The following is a 17,413-nucleotide window of genomic DNA, read 5'->3' on the forward strand; positions in this document are numbered from 1 at the left end:
CGCTTTTACTTCTGTGATAGGAGCACTAAAATATGCACCACAGCTTGGGATAGACAAAGACATAGCGGGCGCATACGTGATAGGAAGAAAAGCTTTAGGTTTTAAGGAAGAAATCCCAGAGAACTATCTAAAACTTCTTTCAGACAAGGAATACTTGGAGTATGCAATCTGCACTTACGAAAAGAAAGAAAAAGAGCTAAAAGAAAAACTCAAGAAAGAGACAAACCAATACAAAAGAAATGCCATAAACTCTGAGCTAAAGCAAGTTCAGAAGGCAAAGGACTTGCTTTTAGAAAAACTTAAAAGCCTTCAGGACGAGCCAAGTTCCTGTGAGGGAGCCAACGGAAGGAATCCCAAGCAAGGAGGGACTAAAAAAGTCTCTCAAAGTGCTTGGCAAGTTCTGAAGGCAGCCCTCCTCTTCCCTGTTCTTGGAAAGATTCTACCAAGGGACCTTTCTCCTCTGAAGCCTTTATTGGTGGAAGGGGCGTGGGACAGGGTGAGGAGAAGGTTAGTTCCCTTAGAGGTTGGGGGGACGTCCCAATGAGGGATTTTTCAAACAGCCTCAGCAGTGGTAGCATCCCACCTGGCTATATGAAGAAGTAGCCAAGAGACCAACTCCTCTTCTATAAATTTCTGAACTTCCTTTGGCTCTTTATGCTTTCTCCACCGTTCCAAAAGTTCGCCTATTCTTTTTCTCATGCTGTCGTGTTCTGCTTTGTGCATGGGATAGGCAAAAAATTCTGCTTCTCTCATCAACTCCTCTTCCGTTGTGAAGTGATCCTCTATGTCCTGAATCAAAAGCTGGAGCAGTTGATCTACCACATCTGCGTTTCCCTCTTGGCAAGCTTGATGAAGCTCGTTTATAATCTCCAGCTCATCCTCGTGCAATGCATTCATTATCGCATTGGAAACCATCGGCAAGTCCTCTTTTCTTAACACCATCCTCAACACCTCCTTAAGTTAGTAAGTATAAACTTACTTATTAGAAAAAAGATGACAAAGCTCACGTTTTGATAAAATCTTTGGTGCCATGGGAGAGATTTTTATAGTAGGTCTTGGTAGAATGGGGCAAGGAATAGGGAGGAGGCTTGTTAGGTTTGGACACAAGGTCGGGGGCTTTGATGTAAATCAGAAGAGTAGGGAAGAGGCAAGTGGATATTTCTCAGTTTTTGATAGTTTGTCCTATGTGAAAGAGTTCTTTGAGGGAAGAAAGGTGGTTTGGCTTATGGTTCCTCACGGTGTGGTAGATGAAGCAATAAAAGAGATCGTGCCATACCTTGACAAAGAAGACATTCTAATAGACGGTGGAAACTCTTACTACAAAGATTCACAAAGAAGGTATGAAGAGCTAAAAAGCAAAGGGATTTACTTTTTGGACGTGGGGGTAAGCGGTGGAGTGTATGGAGAGGAGCTGGGATACTGTCTTATGGTGGGAGGGGACAAAAACGCTTTTGAGTTTGTGGAACCTATGTTGAAGGACCTTTCTTACGAAGGAAGGGGTTATGCCTACCTTGGTCCTTCTGGAGCGGGACACTTTGCTAAGATGGTTCATAACGGCATAGAGTATGCCATAATGGAAGCTATAGGAGAAGGCTTTGAACTGCTAAAAGAGAGTGGTTTTAATTACGACCTTAAGGAAATCGCAAGAATTTACAACACGGGAAGCGTTATAAGGTCTTGGCTTATGGAACTTGTCCAAAAATCCTTTGAGGAATTTGGAGAGCTTGAAAACATAAAGCCCTACGTAGAAGATACTGGAGAAGGTAGATGGACTACTTTGGAAGCTGTGGATTTGGGAGTGCCTGTGCCAGTTATAGCCCTTTCACTTTTCATGCGCTTCAGATCCAGACAAGAAAACTCTTTTAGGGACAGACTTTTGGCTGTTTTGAGATACCAGTTTGGAAGACACAGCATAAAGAAGCATGAATAGACCTAAGGCAATCTTCATCTTAGGTGGCACCGGAGACTTGGCAAAGAAAAAACTTCTGCCTGCACTTGCAAAAATTAGAAAAAACAGAGATGACTTAAAGGTAGTTTATTCATTGGCACGTTCCAAAAGCGAGGAGTGGGAAACTATAGCCTGTAATTTAGACCCAGACTTTAGAATTTTTTGCAACTTCATTCCCTTTGATGTCTCAAAGTGGGAAGATTATCTAAGATTGGGTCAAGTTTTGGAAGGGCTTAGTGGATACGAGCTCATATTTTATCTGTCCCTTTCGCCATTCCTTTATGAGCAGGCTATACTAAACCTTGGAAGACTGCTGAGAAACTTTTCCAATCCCAGAAAGCTGGTGGTGGAAAAACCCTTTGGTTTTGATTTGAGCTCTGCCCAAAAGTTAAACAACCTTCTTTACAGATACTTCATAGAAGAAGAAATATACAGAATAGACCACTTTTTGGGAAAAGACACTGTCCAGAACATCTTCTCCCTTAGGTTTTCTAACACCATATTTGAGGGGGTATGGAACAAAAACTTTATTGACCATGTGCAGATAGTGGCAATAGAGGATGTGGGTGTGGAAAACAGAATAGACTTCTACGATAAAGTAGGAGCTGTAAGGGACATGCTACAAAACCATCTACTTCAAATGCTTGCCTTTACTGCGATGGAACCTCCCTGTCTTATGACTCCCCAGTTTATAAGGGACGAAAAGGTTAAAGTTTTGAGAAGTTTAGACATATCCGAGTTCGTTAAAGGACAGTATGAAGGATATCCCAAGGAAGGCTCTCGCACAGAAACTTTTGTGGCAGTTAAAGCTTACATTGAAAACCTAAGATGGCAAGGTGTGCCTTTTTATCTTATGACTGGGAAAAAGCTTGGCAAAAAGCTCACCCAAATTACAGTGGTGTTTAAAGAAATCCCAAAAAGTTTTGTCTCTTTGTTGGACTGTGCGCCAAAGCAAAATCGCATAACCTTTCAGGTAGCACCAAAGAACAGCCTAAGCATAGCCTTTGAACTAAGACCACCTACGGGCAAGTTTATAGCATGTCCAATAGAAACTGTTATGGAATATAACATAGAAGAATCCATAGGACAACCTTTGCCAGAAGCTTATGAGACCTTACTTGAGGACATACTGGACTCGGATCAAAGCCTTTTCATAAGAGCGGACGAGATAGAGGTAATGTGGGAAAAGGTAGAACCCTTGCTTTCTGAACAGGAGCTGGAGGTCTATAAGGAAGCTACTATCCCCAACGGTGCCATAAAGCTTATGGAAAAGGACCGTAGAAACTGGATCCTGTAGATGGAGAAAAGATTACTTTTGCTATTCCTTAGGCTTTCTAATGTTTTCCTCAGAAGAAAGGACCAAATAAACATCGCACTGGCAGGCGGTAAAACACCTATGGAATTTTACAGGCTTCTTTCAAAACAAAACTTGCCTTGGGAAAAGTTCTCTTTCTTTTTAACGGACGAAAGGTATGTTCCGCTGGACTCTGACAAAAGCAATTACAAGAACATAAAAGAAAACCTGGGAGAAAAGGCTAAGCTTTATCCGGTGGATACAAGCCTTCCCATAGATAGAGCTTGCGTGGAGTATTCAAAGCTTTTGCCAAAAAGTTTGGACATAGCCCTTTTGGGAGTGGGAGAGGACGGACATACCGCTTCTTTGTTTCCAAGGGCAGAGTGTAAGAAAGTTACCGAAAAGGTATGTATTTCTTCAGCACCCGATGGAACACAAAGAGTTTCTCTAAGCTACGAGTATTTAAATCTTTCTTGCGTGGTGATCTTTGCTTTAAAAGGTCCAACAAAAATAGAAGCATACCAAAAGCTGTTGAGAGGGGACGATATACCAGCAAGCAAAGTAAAAGGCAGAAGAAAAACCTTTGTAGTTTTTCAGCCATAAAAGTTCTTCGCATTTTGCCCTGCGTTGTGTTATAATTTCTAATAAGTCTGTGGGTCCAAAAGGGGACCCATGTCAAATTGGCAACTGAATATGGTGTGGTTTCCTTAAAGGGTATTCCTCTAATTCTTTTAGTGATGGGCTTCGGAGGGCAATAAAATTGTGGTTTTTACTACTTTCTTCTTCTTGCGTCTCATAACTTTTAAATTTATGCCTTTATGCAAAAACATAAAGTCATAATTATGTAATTGCACAAAGTCATAATTATGCACGATTGTTTAAAGCATTGGGAGACAAGGACTTAAATTTGACAATAACACACTCAACTTTGCACAACCTCGGATTTTCGGAAAATAACCTTCATTTGCGAGGGGTACCCCCTTGATAAAATTATTGATTTGTCTTATTTTGATTAAGGTGGTAAGTTGGGGTTCTAAGCCCACTGTGTGGGATGGAGACAACTCACGCTCTATTCTTGTTATCGTCGTTTCCGAGAGTTCTAAGCCCACTGTGTGGGATGGAGACGCTTCTCTACCGACAATATCCTCAAACCTAAAAGACTGTGTTCTAAGCCCACTATGTGGGATGGAGACTGGCACTACCTCCTTTTATTGGATTTTTTGTTTCTTTGTGTTCTAAGCCCACCGTGTGGGATGGAGACACTTGCTTTGCTGGGATTTTGCCCAGCGGAGAATGAGTTCTAAGCCCACTGTGTGGGATGGAGACATCATGCACCCACACTTCTTCAAATGGGGTTTCAATCACTGTTCTAAGCCCACCGTGTGGGATGGAGACATATCTGGTCTTAGTTTATGGATTACGTAATCGTTATAGTTCTAAGCCCACTGTGTGGGATGGAGACTTCCAGCCAGTTTCCTTCAAAGACTATTGTCTTTACCTCTGTAGTTCTAAGCCCACTGCGTGGGATAAGGAGCTTACCTTTGTTTGGCAATTTGACAGCAACGTGAATTTGAAAGATGGAAAACGGATTCATAGCTTACCTTCTGATAGTGATTGCTCTCTTTTTGTTTTTTGGCTTAGCACTTTTGGTTTTAGCATACTTTCTAAATCTCATCTCTGAAGCCTTTCTTCTCGTCGCCTCTTTTATAAAGCTCGCAAAGCTTTTTAGACCAAAAAAATTTCTGAATTCCCAATGAACTGTGTGGAGTTGAAATAAAGACTGTGATAAGCTTGTTTGCCTGTGGAGTTGAAAATGAAAAAACTCCTTTCCTTTGCACTCTTTGACTCCGGAGAGACTATTCTTGGAGCGCTAATTTTTTCCACCTTTTATCCCCTTTACATAACTCAGCACATAGACCCCAAGCTTTACTCTTTCTTATACGGCCTTGCTTTCTTTTTTTCCTTTTTTATAGCCTTGCCTTTGGCAAAGGTGGCAGACAGCAAAGCCTTCAGAAAGCAATTTTTCACACTCTTTACCCTTTTGACCGTTTTTATGGGTGCGTTTTTGAGCTTAACAGCGCACAATCCACAAAGAAACCTCTTTATTTACCTGTGCATGGTAGTTTTTCACCAACAGGCTATGGTGTTTTATAACTCCCTGCTTGCGGGGCTTACTCAAAGAGGTTTTGCCTCGGGCTTTGGAGTGGCCTTTGGATACTTAGGGTCTTCCGTAAGCCTTATCTTTTTGGCAAGTTGGCTGAAAGTGCCGGAGGTATTCTATCAGGTTTCCCTTCTGTTTTTGATTTTAGCCCTTCCTGCCATAGCAAACTTGCCCAACCCATCTTCCAAAAAAAGAGTAAGCATAAGACAAGTAATAAGCGACAAAAAATTCTTACTTCTCATACTTTCCATCCTAAGCCTTACCGAAGTAGCCAATACGCTTATAGCCATGATGGGTGTTTATCTGAAGAATGCCTACATGCTTGAGGAAAGGGAAATCTACAGGGTGATAGGGCTATCTGCTTTGGGTGGAGTGCTGGGTGGAATAGTCTTTGGAGTGCTAACGGACAAGTTGGGAGTTAGAGCGGTTTTCCCTATGGGGTTTCTACTTTGGCCTTGTTTTTTACTTTTGCTATTTTTCATACCAAGGGACTTTGTTTTGATCTTGGGACTTTTGGGAGGGCTTTCTCTTTCGCACCTTTGGACTACCTCAAGGGTTTTGCTGATAGAAAGGTTTCCCGCAGAAGAAGTTTCCGTCAGGATGTCCTTTTTGTCTTTAACTGAAAGGATCGCATCCACCACAGGGCTTTGGACCTGGAGCCTTTTTATGCTTCTTACTCAAAACAACTACAAGCTGTCCGCTTTGTTGATGATTGTCTTCCCAACGCTGGGTTTTTTACTTTACTGGTTTTCCAAAAGATAGCATTCCCACCTGGGTGGGCTTAGGTTAATTCCACAACCAAGGGAAGAAAGGTCGTAAATTTTAAAGTGCTTTGGTTCAGATGGTGTATGAACAAACAAAAAAGCGGTAGCCTGAGGTATGTATTTGTCCTTTTCCTTCCAAGACTTTATCGTCAAGATGATTTTTCTTAGCTCTTCCTTTACCTGTTGGGAGGTAAGCTTAGTTTGGGAAGAATTGTCCCTAAGTATCCACACGCCTTCTGGGATGTTTTCCAATATCTCCAAAGCCCTGTCTTCTGAAGGTATCCCGTAAAAACGCACAGTATAATTTTAATTCACTATGGAAATTTTTGTGCTTGATACCAGCGTTTTCACAAATCCAGACATATACTCACAGTTTGAAAAGGATCAATTGGGAGCCATAGAAAATTTTCTCTCTCTTGCTTCCCATGCAAAAGCCCAGTTTTACATGCCCACCTCTGTTTATGAAGAGTTTAACAAGATGGTCTCTTTGGGAGAGCTAAAGCCAAAGTTTGAGCTTGTGGTGCGCATAAGGTCTCCAAGACGGTTTAATCTAATGATCCCGGCGGAATTTCTGTATGAGTTTATAGAAGAAGTAAGATACAGAGTAAATAAGGGTTTAAGGGTAGCAGAAGAGCACACAAGGGAAGCGGGCAGGCTTTCAGAAACAGAAACTGGCAAAGTGATAAACAAGCTTAGGGAAAAATACAGAGAAGCACTCCGAAGTGGAATAATAGACAGTAAAGAAGATGCGGATGTTTTATTGCTTGCCTACGAATTGGACGGAATCCTCATAACAGGAGATGAAGGACTACATCGTTGGGCAGACAGGGTTGGAATAAAGCTCGTAGACCCAAAGAGCTTTAGATACATCTTGGAAAGCTTAGCAGGTATTAGATGATAGCTATCATATTGCATACTTTAAAAATCTTCTTATCTTTTGACTAAAACTTTTTAAGGAGGTAAGCCATGCAGCAAGCAGTTTATAACTTTTTTGCTACAGAGAGGGCAGTACAAGAGGTGACACGTATAGCGAAGGAGAACAACATAGCAGAGCCTATCCTAAGGATAAGGGTTGTCCCAGGAGGTTGCTCTGGGTTCCAATACGCTATGGGCTTTGACGACACCATAGAGGAAGGAGATTTCGTCTTTGAATTTCCTGGACTGAAAATAGCCATAGACCAGTTCTCTATGCCATACGTAAATAACGCAGAGCTTGACTATGTAATGGACTTTATGGGCGGTGGTTTCACAATAAGGAACCCGAACGTAACTGGAACTTGCGGTTGTGGAAACAGCTTCTCCTGCGGATAAGCTTATTCCCCCCTCTGGGGGGTCTCCACCACATACACTTCTACTTCTTCAGGTGCTAACTTTTCTAAGGAAATAAGTAGTTTATAGGGGTTGCTAACTTGGACCTTAAGGGTATGTTTTCCCGCAGGCAAGCCCCTAACATCCACAAAAGGTTTAACTCTATCTATCATATCCGTTGATACTAACCTTTCTATAAAGGCTATCTTCATCCTGACTTTTTTTCTGGAGAGCTTATACGTGTATTTTTGCTCTGTGTTTCTTATTTCCAGTTCCTTTTCTATGGATATCACCGACTTTGTTCCAAAATTGACTGCAAACCAAAAAAGAAAACCTATGATTAAAGCCAAGGCTTTGTAGTGAAGGTCTTCCAAAAAGAGCTTCCTCAACATGCTAACTGTTCTAAATGTTCGTAAAACTCAGGATAGGAAATTGCTACACAATCTGGATCGTCTATGATTGTTTCACCTTCTGCTACAAGTCCTGCAATGCTAAAGCTCATAGCTATTCTATGATCTCCGTAGGTCTTTATGACAGCTCCCTTAAGATATTGTCCTCCTTCTATAGAAAAACCATCCTCATATTCTTCTACCTTAGCACCCATTCTCCTTAAGTTCTGCACTATAGCCTTAATTCTGTCACTTTCTTTTACCCTCAGCTCTTGCGCACCCCTTACTGTAGAAACCCCATCCGCAAAAGCCATAAGTATGGCAAGGATGGGAATTTCGTCTATTAGAGTTGGCACCTCTTCTTCTTTAACCTGAATAGGCTTTAGCGTATCTGCGTATCTAACGTATATGTCAGCTACCTGTTCCCCAGATATTTCCCTAAGATTTTCATAGCTCAACTTTACTCCCATTTCTCTTAGCTTTCTAAAGAAGCCGTCCCTTGTGGGATTTATAAGCACATCTTTTAGCAAAACTTCACTACCCTTCAAAAGAACTGCACCCGCAGCAAAAAAGGCGGCAGAAGAAGGATCTGCGGGACAAACCACATAGGCAGGCTTAAGAGTCTGTCCTCCTTCTAACTTTACTACCCTTCCTTTGTCCGTATCGTAAGATACAAGTTCCACACCCATAGCCTTTAGCATTCTTTCCGTGTGATCCCTTGACAAGTAGGGTTCATAAACCTCTGTTATACCCTCAGCCCTTAGACCGGCAATAAGAATGCAGGACTTTACCTGGGCAGAAGCCTTTTTGTTAAAGATTGAAATACCTTTCAAATGGCCTCCTCTTACCGCTATGGGTAGTTTATCTCCCTTCTCCCTACCGTCTATTTTTGCGCCCATTTCCCTTAGGGGTTCCACAACGCGCAACATAGGTCTTCTTTTCAAACTTTGATCGCCTGTTAGCACTGAAAAGAAAGGTTGAGTGGAAAGCACACCTAACATAAGCCTTGCGGTAGTCCCCGAGTTTTTTGCATTTAGAATTTTTGTTGGTTCCTTTAGCAAAAAGTTTGACCCCTTTATTTTTAAGGTCTTGCCCTTCTTAACAATCTTAACACCTAAGGCTTTTATTATGCTTAGCGTAGCTAATGTGTCTTTGGACTCAAGCCAGTTTTCCACCACACTTTCGCCTTCTGCCAAGGAAGGTAGAATAACCGCCCTGTGGGAGATAGACTTGTCAGACGGAACCCTTAACTCTCCCTTCAAACAACGGACTTTCTGTATGATCTTCACACTTTACGATTATAAGAGATTTCAGGTCTTCTTTGCTTACAACTTGTATCCTCTTTTGAGGCCGGGTAAGTTTATAATTTTTTCTCTATGAAAGACATCAAAGAATATAATCACTTAGAAGTTGAGAGCAAACACTCCCAAAGATGGCTATCCTTAGCCATATACCACAGTCCAAAGCCTAATCCAAAGAATAGATTTTCGGTGGTTATTCCACCGCCTAATGTGACCGGGTCCCTTCATATGGGGCATGCTCTTAACATAACCCTTCAGGACGTAGTCTGTAGATGGCAAAGAATGCTTGGCAAAGATGTGGTTTGGGTTCCAGGGTTTGACCATGCGGGTATAGCTACGCAATACGTGGTGGATAAAAAGGTGCAGGAGGAAGGAAAAAACAGGCTTGAAATGGGAAGGGAGGAGTTTCTAAAGAGGGTGTGGGAATGGGTGCCACAGTCAAGAAACAGCATAAGGGACCAGCTTGTAAAACTTGGTGCCAGCGTAGATTGGAAAAGAGAGAGATTTACCTTGGATGAGGGCTTTTCAAGGCTTGTTAGATATGCCTTTAAAAGGCTTTACGAAGAAGGTTTGATATACAGAGGGGAGTACATAGTAAATTGGTGTCCTAAGGACCTTACTGCCCTTTCGGACCTTGAGGTGGAACACGAAGAGGAAGAGGGAAAGCTCTATTACATAAGGTATCCGTTGGAGGGAGAAGAAGGGTTCATAACCGTTGCAACCACAAGACCGGAAACTATGCTTGGAGACACCGCGGTAGCGGTCCATCCAGAGGACGAAAGATACAAAGCTCTTGTAGGCAAAAAAGTTAGACTTCCTTTTGTAAATAGAGTAATACCCATAATAGCGGACGAGAGGGTTAAGCCCGAGTTTGGAACGGGGGCAGTAAAAATCACTCCAGCTCACGATCCTTTGGACTTTGAGATTGGTAAAACCCATGGGCTTGAAATGGTACAGATAATGGATGAGTTTGCAAGGATCAACGAAAATGGGGGAGAGTTTGCGGGGCTTGACAGATACGAGGCAAGAAAAAGGATAGTGCAAAGATTAGAAGAACTTGGTCTTCTTGAGAAGGTAGAAAACCACAGACACAGCGTAGGAAAGTGCTACAGATGTAAAACTGTCCTTGAGCCTATGGTATCCACTCAGTGGTTTGTCAAAGTTTCGGACCCAAGGATAAAAGAAAGGGCAGTGCAGGCGGTGCTTGGATTCCTTCAGAAAAAAGGAAAAGAAACTAACCTTCAGATCTTATACACCCAGGGGTTGGAGGTCACCCTAAGGGTAGTAAAGGACCATCAAACAAAGCTTGTGGTTTTCATAAAGGAAGGCGTGGAGTTTGTGGTGGGGAAAAAGGACGGAGAAATATCCTATATTTACGTTCCCGAAGGCAGAGAGGACCTGTTGCAGATCGCAAAGGATCTTGGTGAACAATTCAGCAAAGCTAACCTTGTAGTCAAAGTCAAAGATGGTGCGGTTCTTATAAGGGAAGGTTTGGAGGAAAAGCTAACTGGCAGTCTTCTTTTCATTGCAGACCAGGAGGGGCTGAAATTAGAAGACAAGCTTTTGGAGAGTGGAGAAGTATTTTTGGAGGCGGTTCAAAAGTCTTTAAAGGTCAAGTGGGAAAGAAATCAAAAGGTTTGGGAAGAGGAAAGAAGAGTTCGCTTTGTGCCGGAAAATTGGAAAAAGATATACCTTCAGTGGATGGAAAATTTAAGGGATTGGTGCATATCCCGTCAGATATGGTGGGGGCATCGCATACCCGTTTGGTATTGCAAAGATTGCGGACATATAAACGTTTTTACAGATGACGACTTTGACCGAGTTTATGACAAACTTATTTTCAACCTTCTTGCGGACGGAAAAATAAAGGAAGAATTTACACCAGAGGAGGTAGAAGCGGTTTTAAAGTCTCCATCCTTTGTCCATCCAGAGCTAACCGTGCTTGAATTTTACAAAAAGTTTGTCTTTCACAAATACCACGCTACGGATGTCTCTGCCCATTCCCTTAGGCTTTTCTTTACGCAAGACCTCAATCCCACCGCACTAATAACAAACAGAAGGAGCAGATATAGGTATAACCCTCAAACAAAAAAGTTTAGGTTTGTGCTTTATTGTAAAAAGTGTAGGTCGGAAAATCTTGAGTGGGAAAGGGATGTGTTGGATACTTGGTTTTCCTCTGCCCTTTGGCCCTTTGGAGTCTTTGGCTATCCCGAAAACACGGAGGATCTAAAGAGCCTTTATCCAACTAACCTTCTTGTGACGGGCTTTGACATAATCTTCTTCTGGGTTGCCCGAATGATCATGATGGGAATGTTTTTTATGGAAGATATTCCCTTTGAGGATGTTTATATACACGCTCTTGTGAGGGACGAAAAAGGACAGAAGATGTCAAAAACAAAAGGAAACGTCATAGACCCACTTGATATCATAGAAAAATACGGTGCGGATGCTCTAAGATTTACCTTAGCCATTCTTACCCAGCAGGGAAGGGATGTAAGGCTTTCGGAGAAAAGGTTTGAAGGGTATAAACACTTTGCCAACAAGCTTTGGAACGCAGGAAGGTTTATACTTCTAAACCTGGATGAGGACATTTTGTCCAAGATGCCCTACATGGCACCACCAAGGTGGGAAGACCTGTGGATCCTTACGCTTTTGAACGAAACCACCCAAAAGGTAAATAAAGCCCTTGAGGAATATGAGTTTTCCTTGGCCTGTCAGAGCCTTTACGAGTTTGTCTGGTCAGAGTTTTGCGACTGGTATATAGAGATGAGTAAGTTGAGGCTCTATGCGAAGGCTCAAAGCGAAGAGGAAAAAGACAGGATAGAGAAGGAAAGCATAACCGCTCAAGCCTTTCTTTTGATGGTGTTTGACAGGATCCTAAAGCTTCTTCATCCCTTTATGCCCTTCATAACCGAAGAACTCTACCATCATCTTCCTACTTCAAACAAAGAAAGCCTTTCCCTTGAGAGCTATCCCACCTACAACCCTCAAGAAGTGTATCCAGAAGCAAAGGAGAAAGTAGAAAGGCTAAAGCAGATAATCACATCCATAAGGTCCCTTAGAAGCGACCTAAGGATAGAGCCTTCTAAAAAGATAAAGCTTTTCTACAGAGCAAACCAATCTTTGGAGTTGGTAAAAGCCTTTGAAGACTACATAAAGGCTCTGGCAAAGGTGGAGGAGCTTGTGGAAGTTTCCGACAGACCCTCTGGCTGTATAGCAGGTTTTTCAAAGGACTTTGAATTCTTCATACCGGTAGAAGGAAACGTAAATGTTCAGGAGCTTTTGCAGTCTTACAGCAAAAAACTTTCGGAAGTGGAGAAGACCTTGAACACTTTCCAAAAAAGACTGGAAAATCCCCAATTCTTAGAAAAGGCACCGGAGGAGGAAGTGGAAAAAGTAAAACAAGCGGTCCAAGAGCTGTCCCAAGAAAAGGAAAAGATAAAGTCCCTCATAGAGCTTTTGGAAGAGGTGATGTCAGGCTCCCAGATCTCTGATTAGCTTTTCTATTCTTTCCCTTAGTTCGTCCCTTATTTTTCTGAAAAACTCAAGCCTTTCTTCCTCTGAACCTTCGGCTTTTGCGGGGTCCGGAAGGCTCCAGTGTTCCCTTTTTGCACCCGGCACAAAGGGACAATTTTCGGCCGCGTCATCGCAAAGGGTTATAACCAAGTCAAGTTCTCCGTAAGGTATGTTCTGTAAGGACTTAGGATATTGAGAAGAAATATCTATACCTACCTCTGCCATAACCTTTATTGCTAAGGGATTAACAGAGGAAGCAGGATTGGAGCCTGCGGAGTAAATTTCTAAAGCCTTGTTATATAGCTTAGCAAAATATTTGGCAAAGCCTTCGGCCATCTGACTTCTAGCAGAATTTCCCGTGCATATAAAGCCTATCTTCATTATAAATAATTATAAAGCCTTCTCTTTTTCCCAAACGTTTTTGCAGGATTAAGCACTTTACTAATTTCTCACCCGACGTATATTTTGTGATATAATTATTTTTTTGGAGGTAAAAAATGAAGAAAGGAATACATCCAGAGCTTAAACCCACAAAATTTGTATGCGGTTGTGGAAATACATTTACCCTACTTTCCACAAAAGGAGGAACCGTTTATCTTGAATCGTGTAATGCATGCCATCCTTTTTACACTGGAAAGTTAAGGATAAAACCCTTTTTGTTAGAATCTACCACTAAGTCCGAAAATGCTTCCTAAGGACTTAGAAGAAAAGTTAAAAGCTATCCATCAAAAATACTCTCAGCTACAGTTAAAACTTTCAGACCCAGAGGTTATAAAGGATAGGCAGTTATACCTAAGGCTGAGCAAAGAATTTAAAGATTTAGAGCCTGCCTATGAGGCTTACTCAAGATATATGAAAATACAAAAGGAAATAAGTGATGCAAAGGAACTTTTGAAAAGTAAAGAGTTTGAAGACTTAGCAAAAGAAGAGCTAAAGAGATTGAAAAAGGAAGAGGAAAATTTAGAGAAGGAAATAAAGAGACTTCTCCTTCCTACCGATGAAAGGGATACAAAAAATGTCATCTTAGAAATAAGGGCAGGAGTTGGCGGAGAAGAAGCTGCTCTATTTGCGGCAGACCTTTTGAATATGTATCAAAAGTATGCAGAAGAAAAAGGTTGGAAGTTTTCCATACTTACCGCACAAAAAACCAGCTTGGGTGGCTACAAAGAAGTAATAGCTTTGGTAGAAGGTAAAAATGTCTATTCTAAGCTAAAGTATGAAAGCGGGGTTCATCGGGTTCAGCGCGTTCCAAAGACAGAAGCAGGAGGAAGGATACACACCTCTACCGCAACGGTAGCAGTCCTTCCTGAGGTGGACGAAACGGAGGTGGAAATAGACCCTAAGGATTTAAAAATAGAGACCTTCAGAGCAAGTGGTGCGGGAGGACAGTATGTAAATACCACAGAAACTGCAGTTAGAATTACACATATTCCTACGGGTATAGTGGTGTCATGCCAAGACGAGCGGTCCCAGTTTCAAAACAAGATGAAAGCCCTGAAAATTCTATACGCACGGGTAAAGGACTACTATGAAAGACAAAAAGAAGAACAAATAGCTAAGGAGCGCAGAGAACAGGTAGGTATGGGAGAAAGAAGTGAAAAAATAAGAACCTATAACTTTCTCCAGAACAGAGTAACGGATCACAGAATAAACTATACCTCTCACAGGCTACAGGACATACTAGAAGGAAAGTTGGACGAAATAATATCCGCTTTAGAAGAGCACGAAATAGAAGAAAAGCTAAAGTTAGTTCTCCATCAAGTTTAAGCTGTGGAGCTCAGAGAATTACTTAAAAGACTTGACATAGTGGATGTTATATCCTCATATATAGATTTACAAAGGACGGGCAACAACTACAGGGCAAGGTGTCCCTTTCATCCAGATGATACTCCATCTCTTTACGTATCTCCTTCAAAGGGTATATGGAAGTGTTTTGGTTGTGGCGTGGGAGGGGACGCAGTAAAGTTTGTAGCTCTGTATGAGAACATAAGCTATACAGAAGCGCTCTTGGAATTGGCTAAAAAGTATAAGTTGCCTGTAAAAGTTAAACTTAAAAAGAAGGACGATAACGTACTGATTGCCCTACGTATGGTGGCAGAATACTATCACAATAATTTGAAAGAAAGTCTTCAAGCTTTGGAATATCTCAAAAACAGAGGTATTCAGGAGAGGACTATAAAAAAGTTTCAGCTTGGCTATTCTCCCTCCTCGGAACAGCTGGTTAGCTTTTTAAGAGAAAAACAAATCCTGGAAATCTACGAAAAGACGGGGAACATTACAAAGATAGACGAAAAACACTACAAAGACCTGTTAGCCGGCAGGCTGATAATCCCAATAAGGGACATAAAAGGGCACGTAGTGGGTTTTGGTGGAAGGTCCTTAAAAGAAAACAGTCCTAAATACATAAACTCTCCGGAGACAGAATTTTTTAAAAAAAGAGAAACGCTTTATGGATTTTATGAAGGGCTAAGCTATATTAGGGAAAAAAGAAGGGTCATAATTGTGGAAGGATACTTTGATGTTATGAGTATGCATCAAGAAGGTTTTCCAGAGACTGTAGCACCCATGGGCACATCCCTTGGACCGGATCATGCTAAGATCATATCCGCTTACGCTGAAGAAGTCATTTTAATGTTTGATGGAGACGAAGCAGGAAGAAAAGCCATAAAGCAAACCGCACCCCACCTTCTAAGGGAGGGTTTGAAAGTCAAAGTTTTCCTTCTTCCAGAAGGAGAGGATCCAGATACCTTTGTAAAAAAGCAAAAGAAAGAACTTCAAAACGCACTGAAAGAAGCAAAGGACATCTTCAGTTGGCTATTGGCAAAAAAAGACAGTAAAGCCATAGAGGATTACCTATACTTTTGCGGTTTTGTTAAAGATAAACTCCATCAAATTGACCTTTTAACTACCCTTTCTAAAAAAACCAACATACCCGTTTCTGTTCTTGCGGATAAACTGCCCAAACATCAAGAAAAACCAAAGGAGCAAGCAAAGGAAAAGCTTAGTTTTCACGAAAGGGTTTTCCTTTTTGGATTGTATAATGGTTTGGGAAATAAAGAAGATCTATACAAACTCAACCTATCGCCGTATGCCATGGAGCTTGCAGAAGCTATACTTAGGGAGGACTATCACCTTGTGCCAGAGGAGATAAAAAACCAAAGCCTTTACAATTTAGAGAGAGCTTTTGAAGAAAGTTTAAAGCATCTGATGATAAAGGGTAAAGTGGAAGAGAAAACAAGCTTGCAGGAAATAAGGCAAAGAAAGACCACAGTCAGACTAAGAGGAATAAAAGAGGATTTATAATACTCTTTGCAGGAGGTAAGGTATGGATAGAAAGCTTTTGGAGAATTTAACTGTCCAAAGGGAAAGTCCAGAGTATCTTCAAATAAGCATGGCTGCTGCTATGACCTTGGGTATAGTGCCTGGACAGTTTTATAGAAATACAAAACTTAGTTGTATAAATACGCTTCTGACCTATCCTTCCGGATGCCATGCTACCTGTGCTTACTGTGGTCTTCAGAAGGCAAGGGAAGTGGAATACTCAAAGAAGAACTTCATCAGGGTTGAGTGGCCTACGGTAAAGCTGGATGAGATAATAGATAGGGCAGAAAAGGTAGGACATGTAGAAAGACTGTGCATAGCCCAGATAACTCACCCAAGAGCCATAAGGGACACCAAGGAAGTGTTGGAAAGGGTTGTAAAGAGGTTGGGAGATAAGATCTTTGTTTCTTTATTGATAAACGCCACGGGCACAACCTATCAGGATATACTTGATTACAAAAGGCTTGGGGCGGACACGGTTACAGTAGCAATAGACTGTGGAACACCGGAGGTGTTTGAAAGACTAAGAGGAAGACCTATGAACAGCCCTCACAGGTGGGAAACATTCTGGAAAGTTTTGGAGTGGGCTTGCGATGTGATGGGGGATGGTTATGTAGGGTGCCACCTTGTGGTGGGACTGGGAGAAACAGAGCAGGAGATGATAGAGACAATTCAAAAAGTTAGAGACTTAGGGGCAAGAACTCACCTTTTCTCTTTTTGGCCCGAAGAAGGTTCAATGATGGAGAAAGAACCGCCCTGTCCCGCACCTCAGTTTAGAAGAGTTCAGTTTGCAAGGTATTTAATAGACAATCAAATAGCCCGATATGAGGACATGAAGTTCAACGAAAAGGGACAGGTTATAGACTTTGGCATTCCAAAGGAAACCTTTGAAGAGCTTTTCTGGAGCGGAAGGCCGTTTATGACTTCTGGATGTAGAGGGAAAACTACCGAAACCGCTTGCAACAGACCCTTTGGAGACAGCTCACCAACAGATATAAGGAGCTATCCTTTCAAGCCTAACAGAAAAGATTTAGAAAGAATAAGAAAACAGCTCTTTGATTACGAGATGACTACAAACTATCCGGACATACTAAATCCAAGCGTGTTTAGATATCAATGAGCTTGGAAGGTTTGATAGCAGACTTGGGTTATGCAGGATTTGCAGGGTTTGTGGTTGGCTTTGCGGTAAAAAAGCTGTTGAACCTTTTTTTGATGCTGATGGGACTTTACCTTCTCTCCCTTTTTTGGCTTCAGAGTAAAGGCTTTATTGATATAAACTGGACCCAGCTTTGGGTCCTTGTAAAATCTTTGTTCTCTGGAGTGGATGAATTCGTCAGGGGTATTTTTAAAACAGTAGCCTTTTCTTCTGCCTTTTCGGCAGGTTTTTTCTTGGGATTTAAAACAGGATAGA

Annotated in this window: 19 protein-coding genes and 1 CRISPR repeat array; of the genes, 14 read left to right on the forward strand and 5 right to left on the reverse strand. The window is 41.7% G+C overall.

Annotated features, from left to right (window positions below):
* On the forward strand, window positions 1-544 hold a 544-nt coding region (locus K217_RS0104185), incomplete at its 5' end, for a DUF2192 domain-containing protein (protein WP_029551878.1).
* Between the two features lie 8 nt (window positions 545-552).
* Here the strand turns inward: K217_RS0104185 and K217_RS0104190 are convergent.
* A complete protein-coding gene (locus tag K217_RS0104190; RefSeq protein ID WP_029551879.1) occupies window positions 553-942 on the reverse strand; it encodes a bacteriohemerythrin in 390 nt (129 codons plus the stop codon).
* Window positions 943-1,030: 88 nt separating this feature from the next.
* On the opposite strand from K217_RS0104190, the gene gnd reads away from it, so the two are divergent.
* The 5 genes from gnd to K217_RS0104215 all read left to right on the forward strand — a co-directional run bounded on the left by gnd (window position 1,031) and on the right by K217_RS0104215 (window position 6,165).
* Window positions 1,031-1,930 carry a phosphogluconate dehydrogenase (NAD(+)-dependent, decarboxylating) gene (gene gnd / locus K217_RS0104195; RefSeq protein WP_029551880.1) on the forward strand — a complete coding sequence of 300 codons (900 nt, stop codon included), beginning with the start codon at window positions 1,031-1,033 and terminating at the stop codon, window positions 1,928-1,930.
* The gene (locus tag K217_RS0104200; RefSeq protein ID WP_029551881.1) at window positions 1,923-3,245 is read left to right on the forward strand and encodes a glucose-6-phosphate dehydrogenase; all 1,323 of its coding nucleotides are present in this window, start codon (window positions 1,923-1,925) and stop codon (window positions 3,243-3,245) included. The genes gnd and K217_RS0104200 overlap by 8 nt, the downstream gene beginning before the upstream one ends.
* The gene (pgl, locus tag K217_RS0104205; RefSeq protein WP_029551882.1) at window positions 3,246-3,845 is read left to right on the forward strand and encodes a 6-phosphogluconolactonase; all 600 of its coding nucleotides are present in this window, start codon (window positions 3,246-3,248) and stop codon (window positions 3,843-3,845) included.
* Between the two features lie 427 nt (window positions 3,846-4,272).
* Window positions 4,273-4,776: direct repeats of the CRISPR family, unit length 29 nt; unit sequence GTTCTAAGCCCACTGTGTGGGATGGAGAC.
* 43 nt (window positions 4,777-4,819) lie between these two features.
* The gene (locus K217_RS0104210; protein ID WP_029551883.1) at window positions 4,820-4,999 is read left to right on the forward strand and encodes a hypothetical protein; all 180 of its coding nucleotides are present in this window, start codon (window positions 4,820-4,822) and stop codon (window positions 4,997-4,999) included.
* Between the two features lie 56 nt (window positions 5,000-5,055).
* The gene (locus K217_RS0104215) at window positions 5,056-6,165 is read left to right on the forward strand and encodes an MFS transporter (RefSeq protein ID WP_029551884.1); all 1,110 of its coding nucleotides are present in this window, start codon (window positions 5,056-5,058) and stop codon (window positions 6,163-6,165) included.
* Here K217_RS0104215 and K217_RS0104220 read toward each other — a convergent pair.
* On the reverse strand, window positions 6,144-6,464 hold the full coding sequence (locus K217_RS0104220) for a hypothetical protein (protein WP_029551885.1): 321 nt from the start codon (window positions 6,462-6,464) through the stop codon (window positions 6,144-6,146). The genes K217_RS0104215 and K217_RS0104220 overlap by 22 nt on opposite strands.
* Window positions 6,465-6,483: 19 nt before the next feature.
* Between K217_RS0104220 and K217_RS0104225 the strand changes: the two genes are divergently transcribed.
* Both K217_RS0104225 and K217_RS0104230 read left to right on the forward strand, forming a co-directional pair.
* Window positions 6,484-7,065: an RNA ligase partner protein gene (locus K217_RS0104225; RefSeq protein WP_029551886.1), complete on the forward strand. Its 582-nt coding sequence runs from the start codon at window positions 6,484-6,486 to the stop codon at window positions 7,063-7,065.
* Window positions 7,066-7,133: 68 nt separating this feature from the next.
* Entirely contained in the window at window positions 7,134-7,478 is a 345-nt protein-coding gene (locus K217_RS0104230) for a HesB/IscA family protein (protein ID WP_029551887.1), read from the forward strand.
* Window positions 7,479-7,480: 2 nt separating this feature from the next.
* Here the strand turns inward: K217_RS0104230 and K217_RS0104235 are convergent, their stop codons facing one another.
* Both K217_RS0104235 and aroA read right to left on the reverse strand, forming a co-directional pair.
* Entirely contained in the window at window positions 7,481-7,867 is a 387-nt protein-coding gene (locus K217_RS0104235; RefSeq protein ID WP_029551888.1) for a YbbR-like domain-containing protein, read from the reverse strand.
* On the reverse strand, window positions 7,861-9,153 hold the full coding sequence (aroA, locus tag K217_RS0104240) for a 3-phosphoshikimate 1-carboxyvinyltransferase (protein ID WP_029551889.1): 1,293 nt from the start codon (window positions 9,151-9,153) through the stop codon (window positions 7,861-7,863). Before aroA ends, K217_RS0104235 begins: the two co-directional genes overlap by 7 nt.
* A gap of 87 nt (window positions 9,154-9,240) precedes the next feature.
* Between aroA and K217_RS0104245 the strand changes: the two genes are divergently transcribed.
* Entirely contained in the window at window positions 9,241-12,663 is a 3,423-nt protein-coding gene (locus K217_RS0104245; protein ID WP_029551890.1) for a valine--tRNA ligase, read from the forward strand.
* Here K217_RS0104245 and K217_RS0104250 read toward each other — a convergent pair.
* The gene (locus tag K217_RS0104250; protein ID WP_029551891.1) at window positions 12,640-13,062 is read right to left on the reverse strand and encodes an arsenate reductase ArsC; all 423 of its coding nucleotides are present in this window, start codon (window positions 13,060-13,062) and stop codon (window positions 12,640-12,642) included. The two genes, K217_RS0104245 and K217_RS0104250, sit on opposite strands and share 24 nt — an antisense overlap.
* 116 nt (window positions 13,063-13,178) lie before the next feature.
* On the opposite strand from K217_RS0104250, the gene rpmE reads away from it, so the two are divergent.
* From rpmE to K217_RS0104275, 5 genes are read left to right on the forward strand one after another with little or no spacing between them, the layout of a single operon-like run.
* On the forward strand, window positions 13,179-13,376 hold the full coding sequence (rpmE, locus tag K217_RS0104255; protein ID WP_029551892.1) for a 50S ribosomal protein L31: 198 nt from the start codon (window positions 13,179-13,181) through the stop codon (window positions 13,374-13,376).
* Window positions 13,366-14,448 carry a peptide chain release factor 1 gene (gene prfA / locus K217_RS0104260; protein WP_029551893.1) on the forward strand — a complete coding sequence of 361 codons (1,083 nt, stop codon included), beginning with the start codon at window positions 13,366-13,368 and terminating at the stop codon, window positions 14,446-14,448. Before rpmE ends, prfA begins: the two co-directional genes overlap by 11 nt.
* A gap of 3 nt (window positions 14,449-14,451) precedes the next feature.
* Window positions 14,452-15,984, forward strand: a complete 1,533-nt coding sequence (gene dnaG / locus K217_RS0104265; protein WP_029551894.1) for a DNA primase — start codon at window positions 14,452-14,454, stop codon at window positions 15,982-15,984.
* Window positions 15,985-16,006: 22 nt separating this feature from the next.
* Window positions 16,007-17,122, forward strand: coding sequence for a radical SAM protein (locus K217_RS0104270; RefSeq protein WP_029551895.1), 1,116 nt, complete (start codon window positions 16,007-16,009; stop codon window positions 17,120-17,122).
* Window positions 17,119-17,412, forward strand: coding sequence for an FUN14 domain-containing protein (locus K217_RS0104275; RefSeq protein WP_029551896.1), 294 nt, complete (start codon window positions 17,119-17,121; stop codon window positions 17,410-17,412). The genes K217_RS0104270 and K217_RS0104275 overlap by 4 nt, the downstream gene beginning before the upstream one ends.
* Window position 17,413 lies beyond the last annotated feature (1 nt).

This window comes from Thermocrinis jamiesonii (assembly GCF_000702425.1).
Taxonomy (GTDB): Bacteria; Aquificota; Aquificia; order Aquificales; family Aquificaceae; genus Thermocrinis; species Thermocrinis jamiesonii.

Bases quoted from the DNA above. Each gene is read 5' to 3' on its own strand.
- K217_RS0104190 (WP_029551879.1), bottom strand. From the start codon at position 942: ATGGTGTTAAGAAAAGAGGACTTGCCGATGGTTTCCAATGCGATAATG.
- gnd (WP_029551880.1), top strand. From the start codon at position 1,031: ATGGGAGAGATTTTTATAGTAGGTCTTGGTAGAATGGGGCAAGGAATA.
- K217_RS0104200 (WP_029551881.1), top strand. From the start codon at position 1,923: ATGAATAGACCTAAGGCAATCTTCATCTTAGGTGGCACCGGAGACTTG.
- pgl (WP_029551882.1), top strand. From the start codon at position 3,246: ATGGAGAAAAGATTACTTTTGCTATTCCTTAGGCTTTCTAATGTTTTC.
- K217_RS0104210 (WP_029551883.1), top strand. From the start codon at position 4,820: ATGGAAAACGGATTCATAGCTTACCTTCTGATAGTGATTGCTCTCTTT.
- K217_RS0104215 (WP_029551884.1), top strand. From the start codon at position 5,056: ATGAAAAAACTCCTTTCCTTTGCACTCTTTGACTCCGGAGAGACTATT.
- K217_RS0104225 (WP_029551886.1), top strand. From the start codon at position 6,484: ATGGAAATTTTTGTGCTTGATACCAGCGTTTTCACAAATCCAGACATA.
- K217_RS0104230 (WP_029551887.1), top strand. From the start codon at position 7,134: ATGCAGCAAGCAGTTTATAACTTTTTTGCTACAGAGAGGGCAGTACAA.
- K217_RS0104235 (WP_029551888.1), bottom strand. From the start codon at position 7,867: ATGTTGAGGAAGCTCTTTTTGGAAGACCTTCACTACAAAGCCTTGGCT.
- K217_RS0104245 (WP_029551890.1), top strand. From the start codon at position 9,241: ATGAAAGACATCAAAGAATATAATCACTTAGAAGTTGAGAGCAAACAC.
- K217_RS0104250 (WP_029551891.1), bottom strand. From the start codon at position 13,062: ATGAAGATAGGCTTTATATGCACGGGAAATTCTGCTAGAAGTCAGATG.
- rpmE (WP_029551892.1), top strand. From the start codon at position 13,179: ATGAAGAAAGGAATACATCCAGAGCTTAAACCCACAAAATTTGTATGC.
- prfA (WP_029551893.1), top strand. From the start codon at position 13,366: ATGCTTCCTAAGGACTTAGAAGAAAAGTTAAAAGCTATCCATCAAAAA.
- K217_RS0104270 (WP_029551895.1), top strand. From the start codon at position 16,007: ATGGATAGAAAGCTTTTGGAGAATTTAACTGTCCAAAGGGAAAGTCCA.
- K217_RS0104275 (WP_029551896.1), top strand. From the start codon at position 17,119: ATGAGCTTGGAAGGTTTGATAGCAGACTTGGGTTATGCAGGATTTGCA.